The organism is Actinomycetospora cinnamomea, from assembly GCF_003096675.1.
GTDB classification, from domain to species: Bacteria; Actinomycetota; Actinomycetes; order Mycobacteriales; family Pseudonocardiaceae; genus Actinomycetospora; species Actinomycetospora cinnamomea.
In genome coordinates this window covers 536,700-558,788 of the sequence record NZ_QEKW01000001.1, presented here as the reverse complement: position 1 = coordinate 558,788, position 22,089 = coordinate 536,700, and the positions used below count along the sequence as shown (strand labels likewise).

Here is a 22,089-nt window from a genome sequence, read left to right as displayed (position 1 = left end):
GTCGGGGTGCGCCCGACACATCGGACCGGGAGTGGTCTCGGGCCGGAAGCGCGGAGCGAGGGACCCCCTGGGTGCGTGGGACGCAGCGAGGGTCACCCTCGCTGCTCGGGCAGTCCCTCCACGGGGTCCTCCACGGCGCCCTCGATCTCCGCCTCGGGCTCGAGCGGGGCGCGCTCCGGGATGCCCGGGGTCGGCTCGGCCGGATGGGCCGCCCACGCGTCGGCGCGCAGGCTCACGCGGCGCAGCGGCGGCAGGGAGGCGGCGAGTGCGGCCGTCGCGACGACGCAGATCGCGCCGCCGGTGGCGACCGCCGGGCCGGGCCCCAGCAGCCGCGACGCGACACCGGCCTCGACCCCGCCGGCCGAGGGCCCGACGGTGGCCTGCGCGAGCCAGACGCTGGACACGCGGCCCTGGAGATGGTCGGGGGTGCAGTGCGCGAGCAGAGCGCGGCGCAGCACCTCGGAGATCATGTCGCAGGCCCCCGCGACCGCGAGGAACGCCAGCGCCAGGGGCAGCGAGCCGGCGAACCCGACGCCGGCGATCGCCGCCCCGTACGCCAGCACCGCGACCACGAGCACGCGGCCCGAGTGGTGCACGTGCGTGGTCCAGCCGCTGGTCAGCGCGGCCACCATCGCCCCGACCGCGGGCGCGGTGTAGAGCAGCCCGACGGCCTCGGGGCCGGCCGAGAACACCTCGATGGCCAGCTGCGGGAACAGCACGTAGGGCAGCGCGAACACCATCGCGGCGACGTCGATGAGCAGCACGCCGCGCACCACGGGGTGCTTCGCGACGAACGAGGCGCCCTCGGCGATCGAGTGCAGGGGGCGGGCCGTCGGCGCGCCCTGCGGCGGCAGCGCGGGCAGGAACCACAGCAGCGCGGTGGTGACGAGCGAGCCGGCCGCGCAGAGCCCGAAGTTCACCGCGAGCCCCGGCCCGGCGATGAGCACGCCGGCCGCCGACGGGCCGATGACCGCGCCGACCTGCGTGGACAGCGCGACGAGCGCTCCGGCCGCGGCGAGCTGCTCGCGGGGCACGATCGCGGGCGTCACCGCCATGAGCGCGGACTGGCTGACCGCCGTGGCCCCGTTGAGCCCCACGCAGAGGTAGATCAGCCAGAGCTGGGGGTCGGGCAGGACGGCGTTGACCGCCAGCGCCGCGAACACGACCGTCGCGCCGCCGCGGGAGACGAGGATGACCTTGCGCCGGTCGAAGCGGTCGGCGATGACGCCGCCGGCCAGCGTGCCCGCGAAGGTGGTGGTGCCGACGACCGCGGCGGCGACGCTGACCTGCAACGACGAGCGCGTCATGTCGAAGACCTGCCAGGGCACCCCGACGGTGGTCAACGCGATGCCGAGCAGCGAGACCACCCGGGCGGAGAACACCAGCCGGAACGCCGTGCTGGTGCGCAGGGGGGACAGATCGATCATGAGCCGCGAGGCCTGCACCCGCGCTCCCCTCCGTTGGCGGTAGGTGAGGCTATCCATACCACCTCGGAGGTCGGAGACCCAGCGGGGCGTGCACGGCCGGACACGGCCCGTGGATCCGGCGTGGTCTTCGTCGCGCCGTGATCGGGTTGCTTCTGCGAGGTAAGCCTTGCCAAACTCGCCGCGGCCCGGGCCGACGGAGGCGAGGAGGTGGGCGTGGCCGAGGCGCGCGATCTGCCCCTGACCGGTGCCCAGGAGGGCATCTGGTTCGCCCAGCACCTCGACCCCGCCAACCCGATCTACAACACCGGCGAGCGGATCGACCTGGTGGGCCCGCTCGCCGCGGACGTGCTCGTGGCGGCGATCGGCGACGCGGTCGAGGAGACCGAGGCGCTGCACGTCCGGTTCGTCACCCGCGACGGCGAGCCGCGCCAGGAGCCGGTGCCGCCGGGCAAGCGGGCGGCGTGGGCCGTGACCCGCGTCGACCTGCGCGACGAGCCCGATCCCGAGGCGGCCGCGCAGGACTGGATGCGCCGGGCACTCGCCGAGCCCGTCGACCTCGACCGCGGGCCCCTGTTCGCCCAGGCCGTGCTGCGCCTCGGCGAGGCCCACCACATCTGGTTCCACAGCTACCACCACGTGGTCATGGACGCGTACGGCTTCTCGCTCGTCGCCCGGCGGGTGGCGGCGCTCTACGCCGCCCGCCTGGCCGTCGACGACCCGCCCACGGCCCGCGCCGGCACGCTCGCCGAGCTGGTCACCGCCGACGCGGAGGCCCGCGAGCGCGCCCGCGACGACGACCGCGCCTTCTGGGCGACCCGCTTCCCCGGCCCGCCCGAGCCGGCGACGCTCGGCCGCGGGACCCGGCGGTCGTCGTCGACGTTCCTGCGCGTGGGCGGCGTCCTGCCCGGCGAGGCCGTCGAGGAGATGGAGGCCGCGGCGAGGGCCGCGGGCGGGCACTGGCCCGAGCTCGTGCTGGCCGCCGTCGCCCTGTACCTGCACCGGCTCTCCGGCGCGCCCGACGTCGTGCTCGGCGTGCCGATGATGGGACGCCTCGGCGGCTCGGGGCCCGCCGCCCGCACCCCCGGGATGCTCGTCAACATCGTGCCGCTGCGGCTGGCCCCGACCCCGGCGACGACGGTGGATGCCCTGGTCGGCGAGGTGGCCGCGGAGCTCGCCGCCGTACGCGACCACCAGCGCTACCGCTTCGAGGACCTGCGCCGCGACCTGCGCCTCGACGCCGCCGGCGGCACCCGGGGCGAGGCGACGCTCGTCGGCCCGTGGGTCAACGTCAAGCCGTTCGCCGACAAGCTGCGCTTCGGCGCCGAGACCGTCGGCACCGCCCGGCCCGTCTCCGGCGGTCCGGTGCACGACCTCGCGGTCAACGTGCAGCGCCAGCCGGACGGCAGCCTCGTGCTCGACGTGGACGCCAACCCCGCGACCTACGACGCGGCCGCCGTCGAGGCCCACCACCGCCGGCTCGCGGGGCTGCTGCGCACGCTCGCGCACACCCCGGCCGAGCGGCCCCTCGGTGCGGTCGAGCTGCTCGACCAGGACGAGCGCGCGGCGGCGTTGGCCGTGGGCACCGGGTCGCCGACCACGTCCCTGCCCGCGGGGGACCTCAGCACGCTGCTGGGCGCGGCGGCCCGCGAGCACCCCGACCGGCTCGCGGTGGCCGGCCCGGACGGCGCGGGGCTCACCCACCGCGAGCTGGACCGCCGCGCCCGGGGGCTGGCCGCCCGGCTGCGGGCCGAGGGCGCGGGCCCCGGGGCGCTCGTCGCGATCGCCCTGCCGCGCACGCCCGACCTCGTCGTGGCGATCCTGTCGGCGGTGCACGCGGGCGCGGGCTGGCTGCCGCTGGACACCGACGCCCCGCCGACGCGGCTCGCGCTCGTCGTGGAGGACGCGGCCCCGGCGGTGGCGCTGGTCAGCGCCGACACCCGCGACGCGCTGCCCGCGGTCGCGACGCTCGAGGTGGCCGAGGCGCTGGCCGACCTGCCGGCCGAGCCCCCGGCGCTGCCCCCCGTCGACGACGCCCATGCGGCGCACGTCATCCACACCTCCGGCTCGACCGGCCGGCCCAAGGGCGTGGTCGTGCCGCGCTCGGCGCTGCGCACGTTCCTGCTGGACATGCACGCCCGCACCGGCCTGGCGCCGGGGCGCACGCTCGTCGCGGTCACCACCGTGGGCTTCGACATCGCGGCGCTCGAGCTGCTGGTGCCGGTGCTGGCCGGGGCCACGGTGGTCGTCGCGCCGCGGCGCACGGTGCAGGACCCGGCGGCGCTCGCCGACGTGCTGCGCTCGCAGGCCGGGCTCACGGTGCAGGCGACACCGACGCTGTGGCGCGCCCTCGTCGACGTCGCGCCCGACGCGCTGGCCGGGGTGACCGCGCTGGTCGGCGGGGAGGCGCTGCCGGCGTCGCTGGCCGCCGACCTCGCCGACGCCGGCGCCGACGTCACCAACCTCTACGGCCCCACCGAGACGACGGTGTGGTCGACGGCCGCCCACGTGCGTGATCTTCTGAGCTATAGCTCAGAAGATCACGCACGTAGCGCGCCGCCGATCGGGACGGCGATCACCGGGACGCGCACGCGGGTGCTCGACCGCGCGCTGCACGACGTGCCCGACGGCGTCGTCGGCGAGCTCTACATCGCCGGCGCCGGGCTCGCCCGCGGCTACCTCGGCCGCCCGTCGCTGACCTCCGCGCGGTTCGTCGCCGACCCCACCGGCAGCCCGGGCGAGCGCATGTACCGCACCGGCGACCTCGTGCGCCGCGACGCGGACGGCACGCTGCACTACGTCGGGCGCGCCGACGACCAGGTCAAGGTGCGCGGTCACCGCGTCGAGCCCGGCGAGGTCGAGGCCGCGCTGGACGCCCTCGACGGCATCGCCCGCTCCGTGGTCTCGCTGCACGCCGACCGGCTCGTCGCCCACGTGGTGCCGGAGCCCGGCGCCGAGCCCACCACGGCCGACGTCCGCGCCCGCCTCGCGGACACGCTGCCCGAGCACCTGCTGCCCGGCGCGGTCGTGGTGGTCGACGCCTTCCCGCTGACCGCGAACGGCAAGGTCGACAAGGCCCGCCTGCCCGCGCCCGCCGCCGACGCCACCGAGACCCGCCGGGCGCCGGCCGGCCCGGTCGAGGAGGCACTCTGCGCGATCACCGCCGAGGTCCTCGGGCTCGCGTCGGTGGACCCCGACGACGACTTCTTCGCCCTCGGCGGGCACTCCCTGCTCGCGACCCGGCTCGTCGCCCGCGCCGCCGAGCGGGTCGGCGGCACCCTCACCGTGCGCGACGTCTTCGACGCCCCGACGCCCGCCGCGCTGGCGGCACGGCTGGACGTCTCGGGGACCGTCGCGACGGACGACCCGCCCCTGGTCGCGCGCACCGACCGCACGACCGAGCCCCCGCTCTCGCCCGCCCAGCAGCGGCTGTGGTTCCTGCACCGCCTGCACGGGCCGTCGCCGACCTACAACATCCCGGCCGTCCTGCGCCTGCGCGGCGACCTCGACGTGGGCGCGCTGCGTGCCGCGGTCGGCGACCTCGTCGCCCGCCACGAGGCCCTGCGCACCGTGCCGGTCGAGGACGCCGACGGCGTCGCCCGCCAGCACGTGGTGGCCGAGCCGGACGTGCCGTGGTCCGCGGTCACCGCGGACGACGTCGAGGCGGCCATCGACGAGGCCGCGCGCACGGTCATCGACGTCGCCACGGCGATCCCCGTGGCCGCCAGGCTGATCGACGCCGGCGCCGAGGGTCACGTCCTCGTGCTCGTCGTGCACCACCTCGCCGCCGACGAATGGTCGCTCACGACGCTCGCCGACGACCTCGCCGCCGCGTATGCCGCGCGCCGCGCGGGCCACGCCCCGGACCGGGGGCCGCTGGCGATCCAGTACGCCGACCACACCGTCTGGGACGTCGAGCGCCTCGGTGAGCCCGGCGACCCCGGCTCGCGGGCCGGGGCGCAGCTGGCGTGGTGGCGCGAGCGCCTCGCGGGCATCCCGGAGGAGATCGCCCTGCCCACGGACCGCCCGCGCCCGGCGGAGCCCTCGGGCGACGGGGGCGTGCTGCGGTTCACCGTCGACGCCGGCCTGCACCGGGGCGTGCGCGTCCTCGCCCGCGACTCGGGCACGAGCACGTTCATGGTGCTGCACGCCGCGTTCGCGGCCCTGCTCACCGGGCTGGGGGCGGGCACCGACGTCGTCGTCGGCAGCCCCGTCACCGGACGCACCGATCCTGGGCTGGACCCGTTGGTCGGGTTGTTCGTCAACGACGTCGTGCTGCGTGTCGACACCGGCGGCCACCCCACCGGGCGCGAGCTGCTCCGCCGGGTGCGCGAGGTCGACCTCGACGCCGTCGCGCACGCCGACGTCCCGTTCGAGCGCGTGGTGCAGGCGCTCGACCCCGGCCGCGCCCTGGCCCGCCACCCGCTGTTCCAGGTGATGCTGTCCTACCGCGAGGTCCGCGCCGGCGGCCCGGACATGCCCGGGCTGGACGCCTCGCTCGAGCTGCGCGAGACCGGGACGGCCAAGTTCGACCTCACCGTCGATCTCACCGAGACCCGCGGCGTGGACGGTCTCGAGGGTTTCGTCGAGCACGCCCTCGACCTCTACGACGCCGCCACCGCGCAGGCGCTCGTGGACCGGTACCTGCGCCTGCTCGCCGGGCTCGTCGCCGAGCCCGACCGCGTCGTCGACACGCTGCCGCTGGTCGACGGCGCCGAGCGGGACCGGCTGATCAGCGCGGGGGTCGGCCCGCGCGTCGGCGCCGACGGCCGTGGTCTCCCGGAGCGCGTGGCGGCGGTGGCCGCGGAGCAACCGGACGGGGTCGCCGTGCGCTGCGGCGGGGAGACCACGACGTACGCGGAGCTGGTGGGACGCGCGGGCGCGCTGGCCGGGGCGCTCGCGGACGCCGGCGCGGGGCCGGGCGCGCTCGTCGGGGTGGCGTTGCCGCGGTCGCCGGAGCTCGTGGTGGCCCTGCTCGCCGTGCTGTCCACCGGTGCGGCCTACCTGCCGCTCGACCCCGACCACCCCGCCGCGCGCACGCATCAGGTTCTCGCCGACGCGGCGCCGGCCGCGGTCGTCGCGGAGGCGGGGTTCGACGCGGGCAGGGTCCGCGTCGTCACGCCGGATGCGCCGGGGTCGGGGGTCGTGGCGGGCGGCCCCGTCGGCGACGAGGCCGTCTACACGATCTACACCTCCGGCTCGTCGGGCCGCCCGAAGGGCGTGGTGGTGCCCGCCGCCGCGCTGGACGCGTTCCTCGCCGGGATGACCGACCGGCTCGCCCTCGGCCCCGGCGACCGGTGGGTGGCGGTGACGACGGTGTCCTTCGACATCGCCGCCCTCGAGCTGTGGTTGCCGCTGGTCGGTGGCGCGGAGGTGGTGCTGGCGCGGCCCGAGGAGGTGCTCGAGCCGCCGGCGCTCGCCGGGCTGGTCGCGGGCGCGTCGGTGGTGCAGGCGACGCCGACGCTGTGGCAGGCGCTCGCGTCGGACGAGGCCGTCGACCTCGCGGCGACCCTCGCCGGCGTGCGCGTCCTGGTCGGCGGCGAGGCCCTGCCGCCGGCGCTGGGCCGGCGCCTGGCCGCCGCGGCCTCCGAGGTCACCAACGTCTACGGCCCGACCGAGACGACGATCTGGTCGACGGCGTCCCACGTGCGTGATCTTTCGAGCTATAGCTCGGAAGATCACTCACATGGGATCGGGGCCCCCCTGCCGGGCGAGCGTGCCTACGTGCTGGACGCGGGGCTGCGGCCGGTGCCCGACGGCGTGGTCGGCGAGCTCTACCTCGCCGGCGCGGGGGTGACCCGCGGCTACCACGCGCGCGCGGACCTCACCGCCGAGCGCTTCGTCGCCGACCCCTTCGGCGCGCCCGGCACGCGCATGTACCGCACCGGGGACCTCGCCCGCCGCGGCGGCGGCCACGATCCGGACGAGAAGGCCGCCCTGCACTACCTCGGCCGCGTCGACCAGCAGGTCAAGGTCCGCGGCTTCCGCATCGAGCTCGGCGACGTCACCGCCGCGCTCGAGGCCGCCGACGGCGTCGCCGCGGCCGCCGCGGTCGTGCGCCCCGGGATCGGGGACGCCCCGGCCCGCCTGCTCGGCTACGTCGTCCCCGCGCCCGGGGCGTCCCCGGAGCCCGAGGCGGTGCGCGCGACCGTCGCCGACCGGCTGCCCGAGCACATGGTCCCGCTCGCGGTCACCGTCCTCGACGCGTTCCCGACCACGCCCAACGGCAAGATCGACACGAAGGCGCTGCCCGAGCCCGACGCCGCGAGCACCCCCACCGACGGGCGCGCACCCGAGACCGCGGCCGAGCGCGCGCTGTGCGCCGTGTTCGCCGAGGTCCTCGGGGTCCCGGCGCCGCCGGCAGATGTCGACTTCTTCGCCCTCGGCGGCGACAGCATCGCCTCCATCCGCGTCGTCGGTCGGGCCCGGGCCGCGGGCTGGACGATCGCGGCGCGCGACGTCTTCACCCGCCGCACCCCGGCCGCGCTGGCCGAGGTCGCGGTGGAGGACGCGGTCGAGGACGCGGTCGAGGACGCGGCCCCCGAGCCGACGGGTGACGGCGCCGCCCTCCAGCCGTTGGTGTCGCTCGACGACGACGAGCTCGAGGACCTCGCCGACGGGTGGGACACCGAGTGGAGCGCCCCGTGACCTCGAGGCGCGACGCCTCGTCGTCGGGCCCGTCGTCGAGCTCGTCGTCCGGCCCCGGGATCTCCGACGTCCTGCCGCTCTCGCCGCTGCAGGAGGGCCTGCTCTTCCTCTCCCGGTGGGCCGCCGGGGAGGACGGCGCGGGCGGCGTCGACCCGTACACCGTCCAGCTGCGCCTCGACGGCCACGGCCCGCGGCCCGAGCGGCTGCGCGACGCCCTCGACGCCGTGCTCGCCCGCCACGACGTGCTGCGCGCCGCCGTGCGCGACCGCAAGCGCGGCCGCCCCGTCGCGGTCGTCCCCGACGCCGCCCGCGTGCCGTGGCGGGAGGTCGACGCGCCGCACGAGCAGGCCGCCGAGCAGGCGTGCGAGGCCGAACGCGTCCGCCCGTTCGACCTCGGCCGCCCGCCGCTGGTGCGCGCCCTGCTGGTGCGCCGCCCCGACGGGCGGTGGCACCTGGCGATCACGCTGCACCACCTCGTCGTCGACGGGTGGTCGCTGGGCCCGCTGGTCACCGAGCTGCTCGACCACGCCGAGGGCCGGGAGCCCGCCGGCGAGGCGGTGCCCTACCGGCGCTACCTCGAGTGGCTCGGCGCGCAGGACACCGCGGCGATGGCGCAGCGCTTCGCCGACGACCTCGCCGGCCTCGGCGAGCCCACCCGCCTCGCGCCCGCCCCGGGCGCCGAGGAGGGGGCGCCGGCCGACCTGCCCGCGACGGTGGAGACCGCCCTGGACGGCGCGCTCGGCGACGGGCTCGCCGCGCTCGCCCGCGCCCGCGGCGTCACCACCGCGACCGTGCTGTCGGTGGTGTGGGGCGTCGTCCTGGCCCGCCTGACCGGCCGCGACGACGTCGTCTTCGGCACCACGGTCTCCGGGCGCCCGCCCGAGGTCGCCGGCGTCGAGTCGATCCTCGGCCTGTTCGTCAACACGGTCCCGGTGCGGGTGCGGCTGCGCCGGGGGGAGACGGTGGGCGAGCTGCTCGACCGCGTGCAGGACGAGCAGGCCGCGCGCTGGCCCGACCACCAGGCCGGGCTCGCCGAGATCCAGCGCCGGGCCGGGATCGGGGAGCTGTTCGACACGCTGCTCGTCGTCGAGAACGTCGGCCTCGACCCGTCCGCCCTCGCCCGGCTCGCCCCGGACCTGGGCGTCGACCACCTCGGCATCCGCGACGCCACCCACTACCCGGTCAGCGTCGTCGCCCTGCCCGCCCACGGCGACGAGCCCGCGCGGCTGCGGCTGGTGCACCGCCCCGAGCGGGTCGGCGACGCCGACGCCCGCGCCCTGCTCACCCGCGTCGAGCGCGTGCTGCGCGCCGTCGTCGCCGACCTGGACGCCCCGGTCGACGACCTCGACGTGCTCGACGACGCCGAGCGCCACCACCTCGTCGTCGAGCTCAACGACACCCGCGCCGAGGTCGGGCCGCGCACCTGGCCGGCGATGTTCGACGCGGCCCGCGCCGCCGCCGGGTCCGGCGCGACCGCCTTGGTCCACGGCGACGAGCAGCTCACCTGGGGCGAGCTGGCCGAGCGCTCCCGGCGCCTGGCCCGCGCGCTGGTCGAGGCGGGTGCGGGGCCCGACCGCGTCGTGGCCGTCTCGCTGCCGCGCTCGGCCGACCTGTTCGTCGCCCTCGTGGCCGTGCTGCGCTCGGGCGCGGCGTTCCTCGCGCTCGATCCCGACTACCCGCCCGACCGGCTCGCCTTCATGCTCGCCGACGCCGGGCCCGTCGTCCTGGTCGGGGAGGCGCCCGCGGACGTCCCGACGATCGCCCCCGACGCCGCGCCGGCCGAGCCCGACCGGGCCCTGTCCGCGCCGGACCCTTGGGACGCGGCCTACCTCGTCTACACGTCCGGGTCGACGGGGCGCCCCAAGGGCGTCGTCGTCCCGCACACCGGCGTGGCCGACCTCGTCGCCACCGCCCGCACCCGCCTCGGCGTCGCGCCGTCGTCGCGGATCTCGCACTTCGCGTCGGTCAGCTTCGACCTCGCGGTGTTCGAGATGTCGATGGCGCTGGCCGTCGGCGGGACGCTGGTCGTGGTGCCGACCGAGCTGCGCGCGCCGGACTTCGAGCTCGTCGCGTACCTGACCCGCCACGGCGTCACCCATGCCGCGCTGCCGCCGTCGGTGTCGGGCGCGCTGCCGGCCGAGGTCGAGCTGCCCGAGGACATGACGCTGCTGGTGGGCACCGAGGCGGTACCCCCGGAGCTGGTGGCGCGGTGGGCGCCGGGCCGGCGGCTGGTGAACGCCTACGGGCCCACCGAGGTCACCGTCAACGCGACCTTCGGCGACCTGTCCGGGCAGGCGGGCGCCGAGGCGGTCGCCGCCCACCACGCGGCGCCGATCGGGGTGCCCGACGTCAACGGGCGCGCCTACGTGCTCGACCACCGGCTGCGTCCGGTCGCACCAGGGGTCGTCGGCGAGCTCTACCTCGCCGGCGCCGGCCTGGCCCGCGGCTACCGGGGCCGGCCGGACCTCACCGCGGAGCGGTTCGTCGCCGACCCGTTCGCGTCACTGTTCGGCGAGACGGGTGCGCGGATGTACCGCACGGGTGACCTGGTGCGCCGCCGCCCGGCGACGACGCGCGACGGTGCCCCGGACCCGTGGCCCGAGCAGCTCGAGTACCTGGGGCGCGGCGACGACCAGGTGTCGCTGCGCGGGTTCCGGGTCGAGCTGGGCGAGGTGTCCAGCGTGCTCGCCGCCGACCCGACGGTGGGCCAGGCGGTGGCCGTGGTCCGCCGCGACGGGCCGTCGGCACGGTTGGTGGCGTACGTGACGCCGGGCACCGGGACGCCCGATCCGGCCGCGCTGCGGGCCCGGGCGGCCGGGGCGCTGCCCGAGCACATGGTGCCGGGCGACGTCGTCGTGCTCGAGGCGTTCCCGCTGACGGTCAACAACAAGATCGACCGGGAGAAGCTCCCCGCACCGGAGCGCACCGCCGCCGACGGCCGCGCGCCCGCCACCGCGGCCGAGCGGGACCTCGCCGGCGTCGTCGCGGCCGTTCTCGGTATGGACGAGGTCGGGGTCGACGACGACTTCTTCGCCCTGGGCGGCGACAGCATCGTCTCGATCCAGCTGGTCTCGCGGGCGCGGCGGGCGGGCTGGACCATCACGCCGCGACAGATCTTCGAGGCGCGCACCGCGGCGGGGTTGGCGTCGGTGGCGGTGCCGGTGGGTGGGCGTCCCGCGCCGGCCGCACCGGCCCACGGCACCGGGCGCGTGCCGCTGACCCCGATCCAGCGCTGGCTGCTCGCGCGTCCGGGCCCGATCCGGACCTACCACCAGCGCGTGGTCCTGGCCGTCCCGTCGGGGGTCGATGCACGGCCCGCGCTGCAGGCGGTGCTCGACACCCACGACCTGCTGCGGGCGCGGCTGGTCGACGGCGACGACGGAGCCGCGCTGGAGGTGCCGCCGGCGGGCGCGGTGCGGGCCGAGGACGTCGTCGTGCCCGGCGACGTGGACGGGGCGGACGTCGCGGCCCGTCTCGACCCCGCGGCCGGGCGAATGGTGGCCGCGGCACAGGGGTCCGACCGTCTGGTGCTGGCCGTGCACCACCTCGTCGTCGACGGGGTGTCGTGGCCGGTCCTCACCGGTGACCTGGCGGCCGCGGCCGCGGGACGGGCGCTCGAGCCGGTGCCCACCCCGTTCCGGGTGTGGGCGGAGGCGTTCGTCGCGACCGCGGACCACCGGCGGGACGAGATCGACGCGTGGCGCGAGGTGCTCGCCGGCGACCGCGTGACGCTGGGGAGCCGCGCGCTCGATCCCGACCGCGACACCCTCGCCACGATGCGCCACCACCACGTCGAGGTGGAGCCGACGGTCACCGAGGTGCTGCTCGGCGCCCTGCCCGCGGCCGTGCACGGCGGGGTGGACGACGTCGTCGTCGCGGCGCTGTCGCTGGCGCTGGCGCGGTGGTCGGGGTCGGGTGGGACGCTGTTGCTCGACCGCGAGCGCCACGGCCGCGAGCCCACCGCCGTGCCCGGGGAGCCGGACCTGACGCGCACGGTCGGCTGGTTCACCGCCACCCACCCCGTGCGGGTTCCCCTGCCGGCGCCCGACGCCGACCCGGACCGCGTGCTCAAGGCGGCCAAGGAAGCGCTGCGCGCAGTGCCGGGCGACGGGCTCGGGTTCGGGCTGCTGCGCGACGTCGCGGGCGTGGACCTCGGCGACGGGCCGGAGCTGCTGGTCAACTACCTGGGCCGGGCCGCGGCGGGAACCGGCGGCGACTGGGCGCCGGCGCCCGAGGCCCCGGCGATGACCGGGGGCGGCGACGACGCGATGCCCGCCGCGCACGTGCTGGAGATCAACGCGCGCACCGAGGACCGGGCGGACGGCCCGCACCTGGTGGCGCGGTGGTCCCACCCCGCCGGCCTGCTGGGCGACGACGACGTGGCCGCGCTGGCCGAGGCGTTCGTCGACGCCTGCCGGGCGCTGGCGGCGGCCCGGGACGCGGTCGGCGGGCACACGCCGTCGGACTTCCCGACCGTGGCGCTGACCCAGGACGACGTCGACGCGCTGGAGGCCCGGGCGCCGGGCGGGATCGTCGACGTCGTCGCCCCCGCGCCGCTGGCCGAGGGGATGCTGTTCACCTCGCGGTTCGAGGGCGCGGGGGAGCCGACGCTCGACGCGGACGACGCCTACGCGGTGCGCCTGGAGGTCGACCTCGACGGCAGGGTCGACGACACCGTCGAGGAGGCACTGCACCGCGCCTTCGCCGCCCTCACCGCGCGCCACGACGCCCTGCGCGAGACCTTCCCGACCGTCTCCTCGGGCCGCCCGGTCACCCTCGTGCGTGATCTTCTGAGCTATAGCTCAGAAGATCACGCACGTGGGTTGGTCAGGCTCGAGGTGGAGCGGCGGGACGGCGGCGGCGGGGCGACGCTGCACCTCGTCAGCCACCACGCCGTGCTCGACGGCTGGTCGATCCCGGTCCTGGTGCGCGAGCTCTTCACCCTCTGGGCCGTCGCGCGCGACACCGGCGCCGACGACCCCGCGGCGCTGCTCGAGCGCGCCGACCTCCCGCCCGCGCTGCCCCACCGCGCACACCTGCACCGCCTCGCCGCGGCCGACCACGCGTCCGGGCTCGCCGCCTGGCGCGACGCCCTCGCCGACCTCGACGCCCCGACGCGCCTGGCCGGCACCGACCCCGGTGCCGGTCCGGCGGCCACGCGCACGCGGGTCGTGGCCGGGGACCGGCTCACGGCGGTCGCCCGCGCGCGGGGCGTCACCCCGTCCTCGGTGCTGCAGGTGGCCTGGGCGCTGGTGCTCGCGACGGCCACCGGGCGCGACGACGTCGTGTTCGGCCAGACCGTGTCCGGGCGTCCGCCCGAGGTCGAGGGTATCGACACCGCCGTCGGGTTCTACATCGCGACCGTCCCGGTGCGCGTCCGGGTGCGCCCCGACGACACGGCCACCGGGCTCGTCGCCCGCGTCCAGTCCGAGCAGGCCGCGCTGCTCGACCACCCCTACGTCGGCCTGCCCGCGATCCAGCGCGCCGTCGGGCTCGGCGAGCTGTTCGACACGCTGCTCGTGGTCGAGAACTACCCCCTCGACCCCGCCGCTGTCGACGCCGCCCTGCCCGACGGGCTGCGGGTGGCCGCGGTGCGCAACCACGACGCCCCCCACTACCCCGCGAGCCTCGTCGCCACCCCCGGACCCGACGGCCTCACCCTGCAACTGCACCACCGCACCGGCGCCGTGCCCGACGACGCGGCCGAGGGCCTGCTCGACCGCGTCGAGCGCGCGCTGGACGCCCTGCTCGACGATCCCGACGGGCCCCTCGCGCACCGCGACCTGCTCACCGACGCCGAGCTCGCGGCCGCCCTGGCCGACGGCGGTCCGCCCTCCGGCGACGCGTCGACGCCGCCGGCGATGCTGGCCGCGCAGGCCGGGCGCACCCCGGACGCGACCGCGGTCGCGTTCGCCGACGACACCCTGACCTACGCCCAGCTCCACGCCCGCGTCGCCGCCCTCGCCGACGCGCTGACCTGCAGGGGCGTCGGCCGCGAGGACGTCGTCGGCGTCGCCGTGCCCCGCTCGAGCGAGCTCGTCGTCGCGCTGCTCGCCGTGCTGCGGGCGGGGGCGGCGTACCTGCCGCTCGACCCCGACTACCCGCCCGACCGCGTGGCGTTCATGCTCGCCGACGCGGGCGCGGCACTGGTTCTCGCGACGCCCGAAGCGGCGCTCCCCGAGGGCGCCGACGTCCTCGTCACCACCGACTGGCCGGCGCCTTCCGGCGCGCCCGCCGCCGGCCCGGCGCGTGCCGACGACGCCGCCTACGTCATCTACACCTCCGGATCGACCGGGCGCCCCAAGGGCGTCGTCGTCACCCACCGGGCGATCGGCCACCGGCTCGCGTGGATGCAGGACCGCTTCGCCCTCGACGCCGGCGACACCGTGCTGCAGAAGACGCCGTCGAGCTTCGACGTCTCGGTGTGGGAGTTCTTCTGGCCGCTGGTCACCGGGGCACGGTTGGTGCTCGCCGAGCCCGGCCGGCACGGCGACCCCGAGCACCTGCGCGCCCTGATCGAGACGCACGGGGTGACGACGCTGCACTTCGTCCCCTCGATGCTGCGCCCGTTCCTGGCCGCCACCGACACGCCTCCGCCGTCGCTGCGTCGGGTGATCACCAGCGGCGAGACCCTGCCCGCGCCGCTGGTCGCCGAGCACCACCGACGGCTGCCCGGGGTGGCGCTGCACAACCTCTACGGGCCCACCGAGGCGGCCGTGGACGTCACCGCGATCGAGGTCGGGCCCGACGACGCGGCGGCCGGCGTCATCCCCATCGGCGCGCCGGTGCCCGGCACCGGGGTGCGCGTACTGGACGCGGCCCTGCGCCCGGTCCCGCCGGGCGTGCCCGGCGAGCTGTACCTCACCGGCGTCCAGCTCGCCCGCGGCTACCTGGGGCGCCCGGCGCTGACCGCCGGCCGCTTCGTCGCCGACCCCCACGGCGGCCCGGGTGAGCGCATGTACCGCACCGGTGACGTGGTCCGCCGCCGGTGGGACGGCGTGCTCGACTACGTCGGCCGGGTCGACGACCAGGTCAAGGTCCGCGGGTTCCGCATCGAGCTCGGGGAGGTCGAGGCCGTCCTCGGCGCCGACGACGCGGTGGGGCAGGCCGTCGCCTCGGTGCGCACCGATCACGGCTCGGCGCGTCTCGTCGCCCACGTCGTGCCCGCGCCGGGCGCGACCGTCGACCCGGCGGCGCTGCGCGCGCACGCGGCACGCGCGCTGCCCGAGCACATGGTGCCGTCGGCGGTCGCGGTGCTCGACGAGCTTCCGCTCTCTCCCAGCGGCAAGGTCGACCGCGGACGCCTGCCCGCCCCCGACGGCGACCTCGCGCCGGCCGGGCGCGCGCCGCAGGACCCGATCGAGGAGGCGCTGGCGGGTGCCGTCGCCGCGGTCCTCGAGCGCGAGGTCACCGCGGAGGACGACTTCTTCGCCCTGGGCGGCGACAGCATCCTCGCGATCGCCGTGGTGGGGCGGGCGCGCGCGGCGGGGGTGGTGGTCACGCCGCGGCAGGTCTTCGAGCGCCGGACGGTCGCGGCGCTGGCGGAGATCGCGGGCACGGGCGCCACGCCCGCTGCCGTCGACGACGAGCCGACCGGCACCGCGCCGCTGCTGCCGATCGCGCACGCGCTGCTCGACCGCGGGCGCTGGCGACGCTTCCACCAGTCGGTCGCGGTGGTCGTGCCGGCCGGGGAGATCGGCGACCGGTTGGCGGCGGCGCTCGACGCGTCGCTCGCCCGCCACCCGGCCCTGCGTGCCCGCCTGGACCCCGACGCGCGGACGCTCGTGATCCCGGAGACGGGCGCCGACCGAGGCTCGGACCTCATCGAGCGTGTGGCGATACGGACACTCAACGTCAGCGATGGCCCACCGCTGACACTCCGGAACCTCGCGAGCGCCGCGGCGGACCGGTTGGATCCGGTGCACGGGCCGGTGCTGCAGGCCGTGTGGCAGGACCGCGGGGCCTCGGAACCCGGGCGCATGGTGCTCGTCGCCCACCACCTCGTCGTCGACGCCGTGTCGTGGCGCGTGCTCCTGCCCGAGCTGCAGGCGGCGTTCGAGGGCGCGCCGCGGCGGGACGCGACCGGCACCTCGCTGCGCGCCTGGTCGCGGGCCCTCGCCGACGCCGCCGCCGGGCAGCGCGTCCACCTCGACGGCTGGTCCGCGCTGCTCCACCGCCCCGCCCCGGCGCTGCCGGCGCGGCCCCTCGATCCCGCCCGGGACGTCTCGCGCACCCTGCGGCACGCCGAGGTCCGGATCGACGGCGCCGACGCCGCCGCGCTCGTCGGCCGGGTCGGCGGGCTGGCCGCGGGCGGCGTCGAGGACGTCGTGCTCACCGCTCTCGCGCTCGCGGTCGCCCGCATGCACGGCCCGAAGAAGACGAGGCCGCTGGTCGTCGAGGTCGAGGGTCACGGGCGCGACGACGAGCTCGACCTCGGCGCCGACCTCTCGGGCACCGTCGGCTGGTTCACCACCGCCGTCCCCGTCCGCCTCGAGGTGCGCGACGGCACCGACCAGCGGGCCCTCCTGCGCGCCCTGCGCGCGGTCGTCGCCCGGCGCCGCGCGCTGCCCGGTCCCGCGGTCGGCTTCGGCCTGCTGCGCCACCTCGACCCCGTCGGCGCCGAGCGCCTCGCCGCCGCGCCCGCTCCCGACGTGGCGGTCAACCACCTCGGTCGCTACCGGTCCGACGGCACGACGACCCCGCAGCCCTGGGCCCCCGCCCCCGAGGCCCCGGGCCTGGCCGGCGGCGGCGACCCCGACATGCCCGCCGCGCACCCGCTCGCCCTCGACACCGTGGTCGAGGACGGTCCCCACGGCCCGACGCTGGTCGCCGGGTTCGCCTGGCCGGAGGCGGTGCTCGACGACGCCGGCGGTCACGGCCATGCCCTCGCCGACGCGTTCGCCCACGCCGCGCGGGACCTCGCCGGTCTCGCGAACCTCGACGGTCCGCAGGACCTCGGCCTGCCCCGCCCCACCCGCGCGCACGTGCTCGCCGAGGTCGACGACGCCGGCCTCGAGGCCCTCGCCGCGGCCGTGCCCGGGGGGCCCGCGAACCTCGTCGACGTGGTGCCCCCGAGCCCGCTGGCCGAGGGCCTGCTGTTCCTCGCCCGGCTCGGGGCCGACGCGGGCGGCGATGTCTACACCGTCCAGCTGGTGGTCGACCTCGCCGGGCCCGTCGACGCGGACGCCCTGCGCGCAGCGGTGCAGACCGTCGTCGACCGCCACGACGCCCTGCGCACCGTCTACCCGGACGGCCCCGACGGGCGGCCGGTCGGGGTGGTCCTCGCCCACACCGAGGTTCCCTTCACCACCAGCGACGACGCGCCCGACGCCGTCGCCGACGCCGAGCGCACGCGTCCCTTCGACGTCGCGGCGGGCCCGATGGTGCGCGCGGTGCTCGTGCACCGCGGCGACGGCCGCCACCGCCTCGTCCTCACCGTCCACCACGTCGCGATCGACGGGTGGTCGATGCCGATCGTGCTCCGCGAGCTGCTGTCGGCCTGGGAGGGTCGCGAGCTCCCGGCGCCGCCGCGCTACCGCGACCACCTCGCCGCGCTCGCCGCCCGCGACCCCGAGGTCGACCTCGCCGTGTGGCGCGAGGCGCTCGCCGGGATCATCGCCCCGACCCGCGCGGTGGAGACCCCGGACACCGACGGGACCGTCCTCCCGCACCGCACCGCGGTGCCGCTGGACGACGACGTCGCCTCCCGCGTCGCCGCCACCGCGCGGCGCCTCGGCGTCACGGTCGCCACGGTGCTCCAGGCGGCCTGGGGCGTCCTCGTCGGGCGCGCCGCGGGCAGCCCGGACGCCGTGTTCGGCCAGACCGTCTCCGGCCGCGGAGGCCTCGGTGGTCCGGGCGAGCCCGCCACCACCGCCGACGCGGTCGGCCTGTTCATCAACACCGTCCCGGTCCGGGTCACCGAGCGCCCCGCCGAGACCCTCGCCGACCTGCTCTCCCGCGTCGGCGCCGAGCAGGCCGCGCTGCTCGACGTCGGCCACGTCGGGCTCGCCGCGATCCAGCGCGCGATCGGTGTCGACGACCTCGTCGACACCCTGCTCGTCGTCGAGAACTACCCCGTCGACCGCGACGCCGTCCGCGAGCGCGGGCCCGCCGGGGTGACCGTCGAGCACGTCGGCGGCCGGGACGCGACCCACTACCCGCTGGTGCTCGTCGCCGCGCTGGGGCCGGACGGTGCCCCGACCCTCCACCTCGCCCACCGTCCCGACGCCCTCGACGACGTCGCCGCCGCGGCGTGGGCGGGGCGCCTGGTCCGCCTGCTCACCGCGGTCGCCGACGCCCCGCACACCCCGCTCGCGCGTCTCGACCTGCTCGCCGACGACGAGCGCCGGCGCGTGCTCGAGGACGGGAACGACACCGCGGTCGCCGTGCCCGACGCGACGTGGCCGCAGCTGTTCGCGACGACCCTCGCCGAGCATTCGGACGCGCGCGCCGTCGTGGCCGAGGACCCGGTGACGGGGGAGACGCAGACCCGCACCTACGCCGAGCTGGCCGTCGAGGCCGGGCGGGTCGCCGCCGCGCTGCACGGACGCGGGATCGGGCGCGGCGACCTCGTCGGGGTCGCCCTGCCGCGCTCGGCGGAGCTGGTCGCGGGCCTGGTCGGCGTGCTCACCGTCGGCGCGGCCTACCTGCCGCTCGACCCCGACTACCCGGCCGCGCGGCTCGAGTTCATGCTCACCGACTCGGGCGCCCGGGTCGTGCTGACCACCGCCGACACCGCCGGCGGCCTGCCCGACGTCCCGGGTGTTGAGCGCCTCGACGTCCACGCCCTGCCCGACGCGCAGTCGGACGCGACCCCGGACCCCGTCCTGCACCCCGACGACGCCGCCTACGTCATCTACACCTCGGGCTCCACCGGCCGCCCCAAGGGCGTCGTGCTGCCCCACCGCGTCGCGCCCTCGCTCGTGGCGACCGCGGTCGACCGGCTCGGCGTGCGGGCGGGCGCGCGCGTGCTGCAGTTCGCCTCGGTCAGCTTCGACGTCGCGTTCTGGGAGCTGACGATGTCGCTGCTCACCGGCGCGACGCTCGTGGTCGCCCCGCCGCGGGTGCGGCTCGCCGACCCCGTGCTCACGACGTTCCTGGCCGAGCGCGGCTTCGGCGCCGGCGACGTCATGATCCTGCCGCCGTCCCTGGTCGCCGCGCTGCCGCCGGACGCGGAGCTGCCCGACGGCGCGGTGATGCTCGTGGGCACCGAGGCCGTGCCGCCCGCGATCGTCGAGCGGTGGGCCGCGCGCCTGCGGGTGTTCAACGCCTACGGGCCCACCGAGGTCGCCGTGAACTCCACGCTCGGCGAGACCGACACGCACAGCGGCGCGACCGGTCGCGTCCCCATCGGCGTGCCCGACCCGAACACCCGCGCGTACGTCCTCGACGCCGCCCTGCGGCCGGTGGCGCCGGGCGCGGTCGGCGAGCTGTACCTCGCGGGCGCGGGCCTGGCGCGCGGCTACCACGCCCGCCCCGCCCTGACCGCCGGACGCTTCGTCGCCGACCCCTTCGGCCCACCGGGCACGCGGATGTACCGCACCGGCGACCTCGTGCGCCGCCTCGACGACGGCCGGCTGGACTACCTCGGCCGCGCCGACGACCAGGTCAAGGTCCGCGGGTTCCGCATCGAGCTCGGCGAGGTCGCCGCCGCGGTGTCGGCCGCCCCGGGCGTCGATCGGGCCGTCGTCGACACCCGGCCCGGCCCGGGCGGCGAGCAACGCCTCGTGGCGTGGGTGGTGCCGGACCGCGAGGCCGACCTCGACGCCGTCCGCCGCCACCTCGAGGACACCCTGCCCGCGCACCTCGTCCCCTCGGAGCTCGTCGCGCTCGACGCGATCCCGGTGCTGCCCACCGGCAAGGTCGACCGGGCCGCGCTGCCCGCACCGACCCGGGGGGCGGGCGCCCGCACGCCGCCCCGCACCGACGCCGAGCGGGCGGTGGCGGCGGTGTTCGCCGAGGTGCTCGACGTCCCGGCCGGCCGGATCGGCGTCGACACCGCGTTCGCCGACCTCGGCGGGCACTCCCTGCTGCTCGCCGTGCTGCGCACGCGCCTGGCCGAGCGCCTCGACCTCCCGGTGTCGGTCGCCGACCTCCTGCGCCACCCGACGGTCGCCGACGTCGCCGCCCTCCACGCCGGCGCCGGCACGGGCACCGACCCCGCCCACCCCGTCCCGCTGCGCCGCGCCGGGGGCCGCCCGCTGCTGCTGTTCCCGGGCGCCGGCGGCGTCGTGTACCCGTACACCGGGCTGACCGCGTCGATCCCCGCCGGCCGGACCGTGTGGGCGGTGCCCGCTCGCGAGCTGGCCGACCCCGAACTCGCCCCCACCACGCTCGACGAGGTCGCCGCCGACCAGCTCGCCCGCCTGCGCGAGGTCGCCCCCCACGGGCCCTACGACCTCGCCGGCTGGTCGTTCGGCGGCGTGGTGGCCCACGCCGCCGCCCGGTCGCTGGTCGACGCGGGCGAGACCGTCTCCTCGTTGACCCTGCTCGACGCCTGGCCCGGCGCGGGCGCGGGCACCGGCGGGGCGATCGACCCGGTCGCGTTCCTCGCCGAGGCGCTCGACCTGCCCGCACCCGACGGGGCGGACGAGCTCGCCGCGCTGGTCGCGCGCGACCCCGGCCTCGCCGGGCTCTTCCCGCCGCCGGTGCTGGCCGGCGCCCTGCGTCACGTCCGGCACGCCGCGGCGGCGCTCGCCACGCACCGTCCGGCGCCGCTGACCGACCCGGACGTCACGGTCACGGTGGTCGTCGCGGTGCCGGAGGGCGCGCGAGAGGATCACCGCCTCGCCGACGCCCGGCACCGCTGGGCGGGCGCGCTCCCCCCGGACGCACGGTTCGTCGCGGTCGCTGCCACCCACCACGGGCTGCTGCGGCCCGGCGCGGTCGAGCAGGTCGGCGACCTGCTCGCCCGGACCCTCGACACCGCACCCGACGGTGCGGCTCCCCTCGACTCCCCGACCCCGACCCCGACCCCGACCCCGACCCCCGAGGAGACCGCCTGATGGCACCCAACGTCCGAGCCGGCCTGTCCCGACGCGGCTTCCTGGCCGGGACCGGCGGCGTCGCCGCGGCCCTGGCGCTCGGGGCCTGCGGCGGCGGAGGCGAGTCCGGGGGCGGGGGCGGGGGCGGCGGCACGCGCACCGTGCAGGGCGCGGACGGCCCGGTCCAGATCCCCGCGAACCCCCAGCGCATCGCGTGCACGGACTTCTACACCACCTACGCCCTGCTCGACGTCGGCGTCACCCCGAACGGCACGGCCGAGGCCACCGTGGGCGGCGTCCTGCCGGAGTACCAGCAGGTCTACGACTCGATCCCCAAGGTGGGCAAGCCGACCGCGCTGAACTTCGAGGCGATCGCCGCGCAGGGCCCCGATCTCATCCTCGGGACCAAGGTGCCGTCGCTGCCCGCCGACCTCGGCCCGCAGCTCTCCGGGATCGCGCCCACCGTGCTCCTGCCGTCGGGCTCGGTGCCCGGCAGCTGGCAGGAGCGGGCGCTGCAGGCCGCCGACACGGTCAACCGGCTGCCCCAGGGCGAGCAGGTCAAGGCCTCGTACGACCAGCACGCTCAGCGGGTGCGCGAGCAGTTCGCACCGACGCTCGGGCAGACGCGGTGGGCGCTCGTGCGGGGGTCGTCGGGCGGCGTGTTCTTCTCCGACTACCCGACCTCGTGGAGCGGCGTGGTCCTCGCCGACGCGGGCTTCCAGTTCGGGCAGTTCGCGGCGGGCAAGACCGGCGCGGGCGGGCGGCTGTCCTACGAGCAGGCCACCCGGCTCGACGACTGCGACGTGATCCTGCACCTCGCCGACACCCAGGGCGGGGTCGACGCGAACACCCGGACCCTGCTCGCCCAGCCGGCGTTCCAGCAGGTGCGGGCCGTGCGCGAGGGTCGGCTGTTCCCGCTGCCGAACTACTACTGCAGCCACTACAAGCAGGGCGAGGCGGTCCTGAGCCACCTCGAGACGATCGTGCCCCGGGTCCAGAGCGTCTGAGCGTCGGTCGTCACCGGAGGGGAGCCC

The 22,089-nt window shown here is 77.6% G+C and carries 4 protein-coding genes; 3 read left to right on the top strand and 1 reads right to left on the bottom strand.

What is annotated here, in order from left to right:
• Window positions 1-92: 92 nt before the first annotated feature.
• On the bottom strand, window positions 93-1,445 hold the full coding sequence (gene entS, locus C8D89_RS02595) for an enterobactin transporter EntS (RefSeq protein ID WP_243417744.1): 1,353 nt from the start codon (window positions 1,443-1,445) through the stop codon (window positions 93-95).
• 195 nt (window positions 1,446-1,640) lie between these two features.
• Between entS and C8D89_RS02590 the strand changes: the two genes are divergently transcribed.
• Genes C8D89_RS02590 through C8D89_RS02580 form a run of 3 tightly spaced genes read left to right on the top strand, consistent with a single transcriptional unit; the run spans window position 1,641 to window position 22,062 of the window.
• Window positions 1,641-8,072: a non-ribosomal peptide synthetase gene (locus C8D89_RS02590; RefSeq protein WP_165825512.1), complete on the top strand. Its 6,432-nt coding sequence runs from the start codon at window positions 1,641-1,643 to the stop codon at window positions 8,070-8,072.
• The gene (locus C8D89_RS02585) at window positions 8,069-21,076 is read left to right on the top strand and encodes a non-ribosomal peptide synthetase (protein ID WP_133251795.1); all 13,008 of its coding nucleotides are present in this window, start codon (window positions 8,069-8,071) and stop codon (window positions 21,074-21,076) included. Before C8D89_RS02590 ends, C8D89_RS02585 begins: the two co-directional genes overlap by 4 nt.
• Window positions 21,076-22,062 carry an ABC transporter substrate-binding protein gene (locus C8D89_RS02580; protein ID WP_116706466.1) on the top strand — a complete coding sequence of 329 codons (987 nt, stop codon included), beginning with the start codon at window positions 21,076-21,078 and terminating at the stop codon, window positions 22,060-22,062. The genes C8D89_RS02585 and C8D89_RS02580 overlap by 1 nt, the downstream gene beginning before the upstream one ends.
• The last annotated feature ends 27 nt before the right edge of the window (window positions 22,063-22,089 follow it).

What these genes read in the sequence shown, in the direction of transcription:
- C8D89_RS02580 (WP_116706466.1), top strand. Translation starts at nt 21,076, where the DNA reads ATGGCACCCAACGTCCGAGCCGGCCTGTCCCGACGCGGCTTCCTGGCC.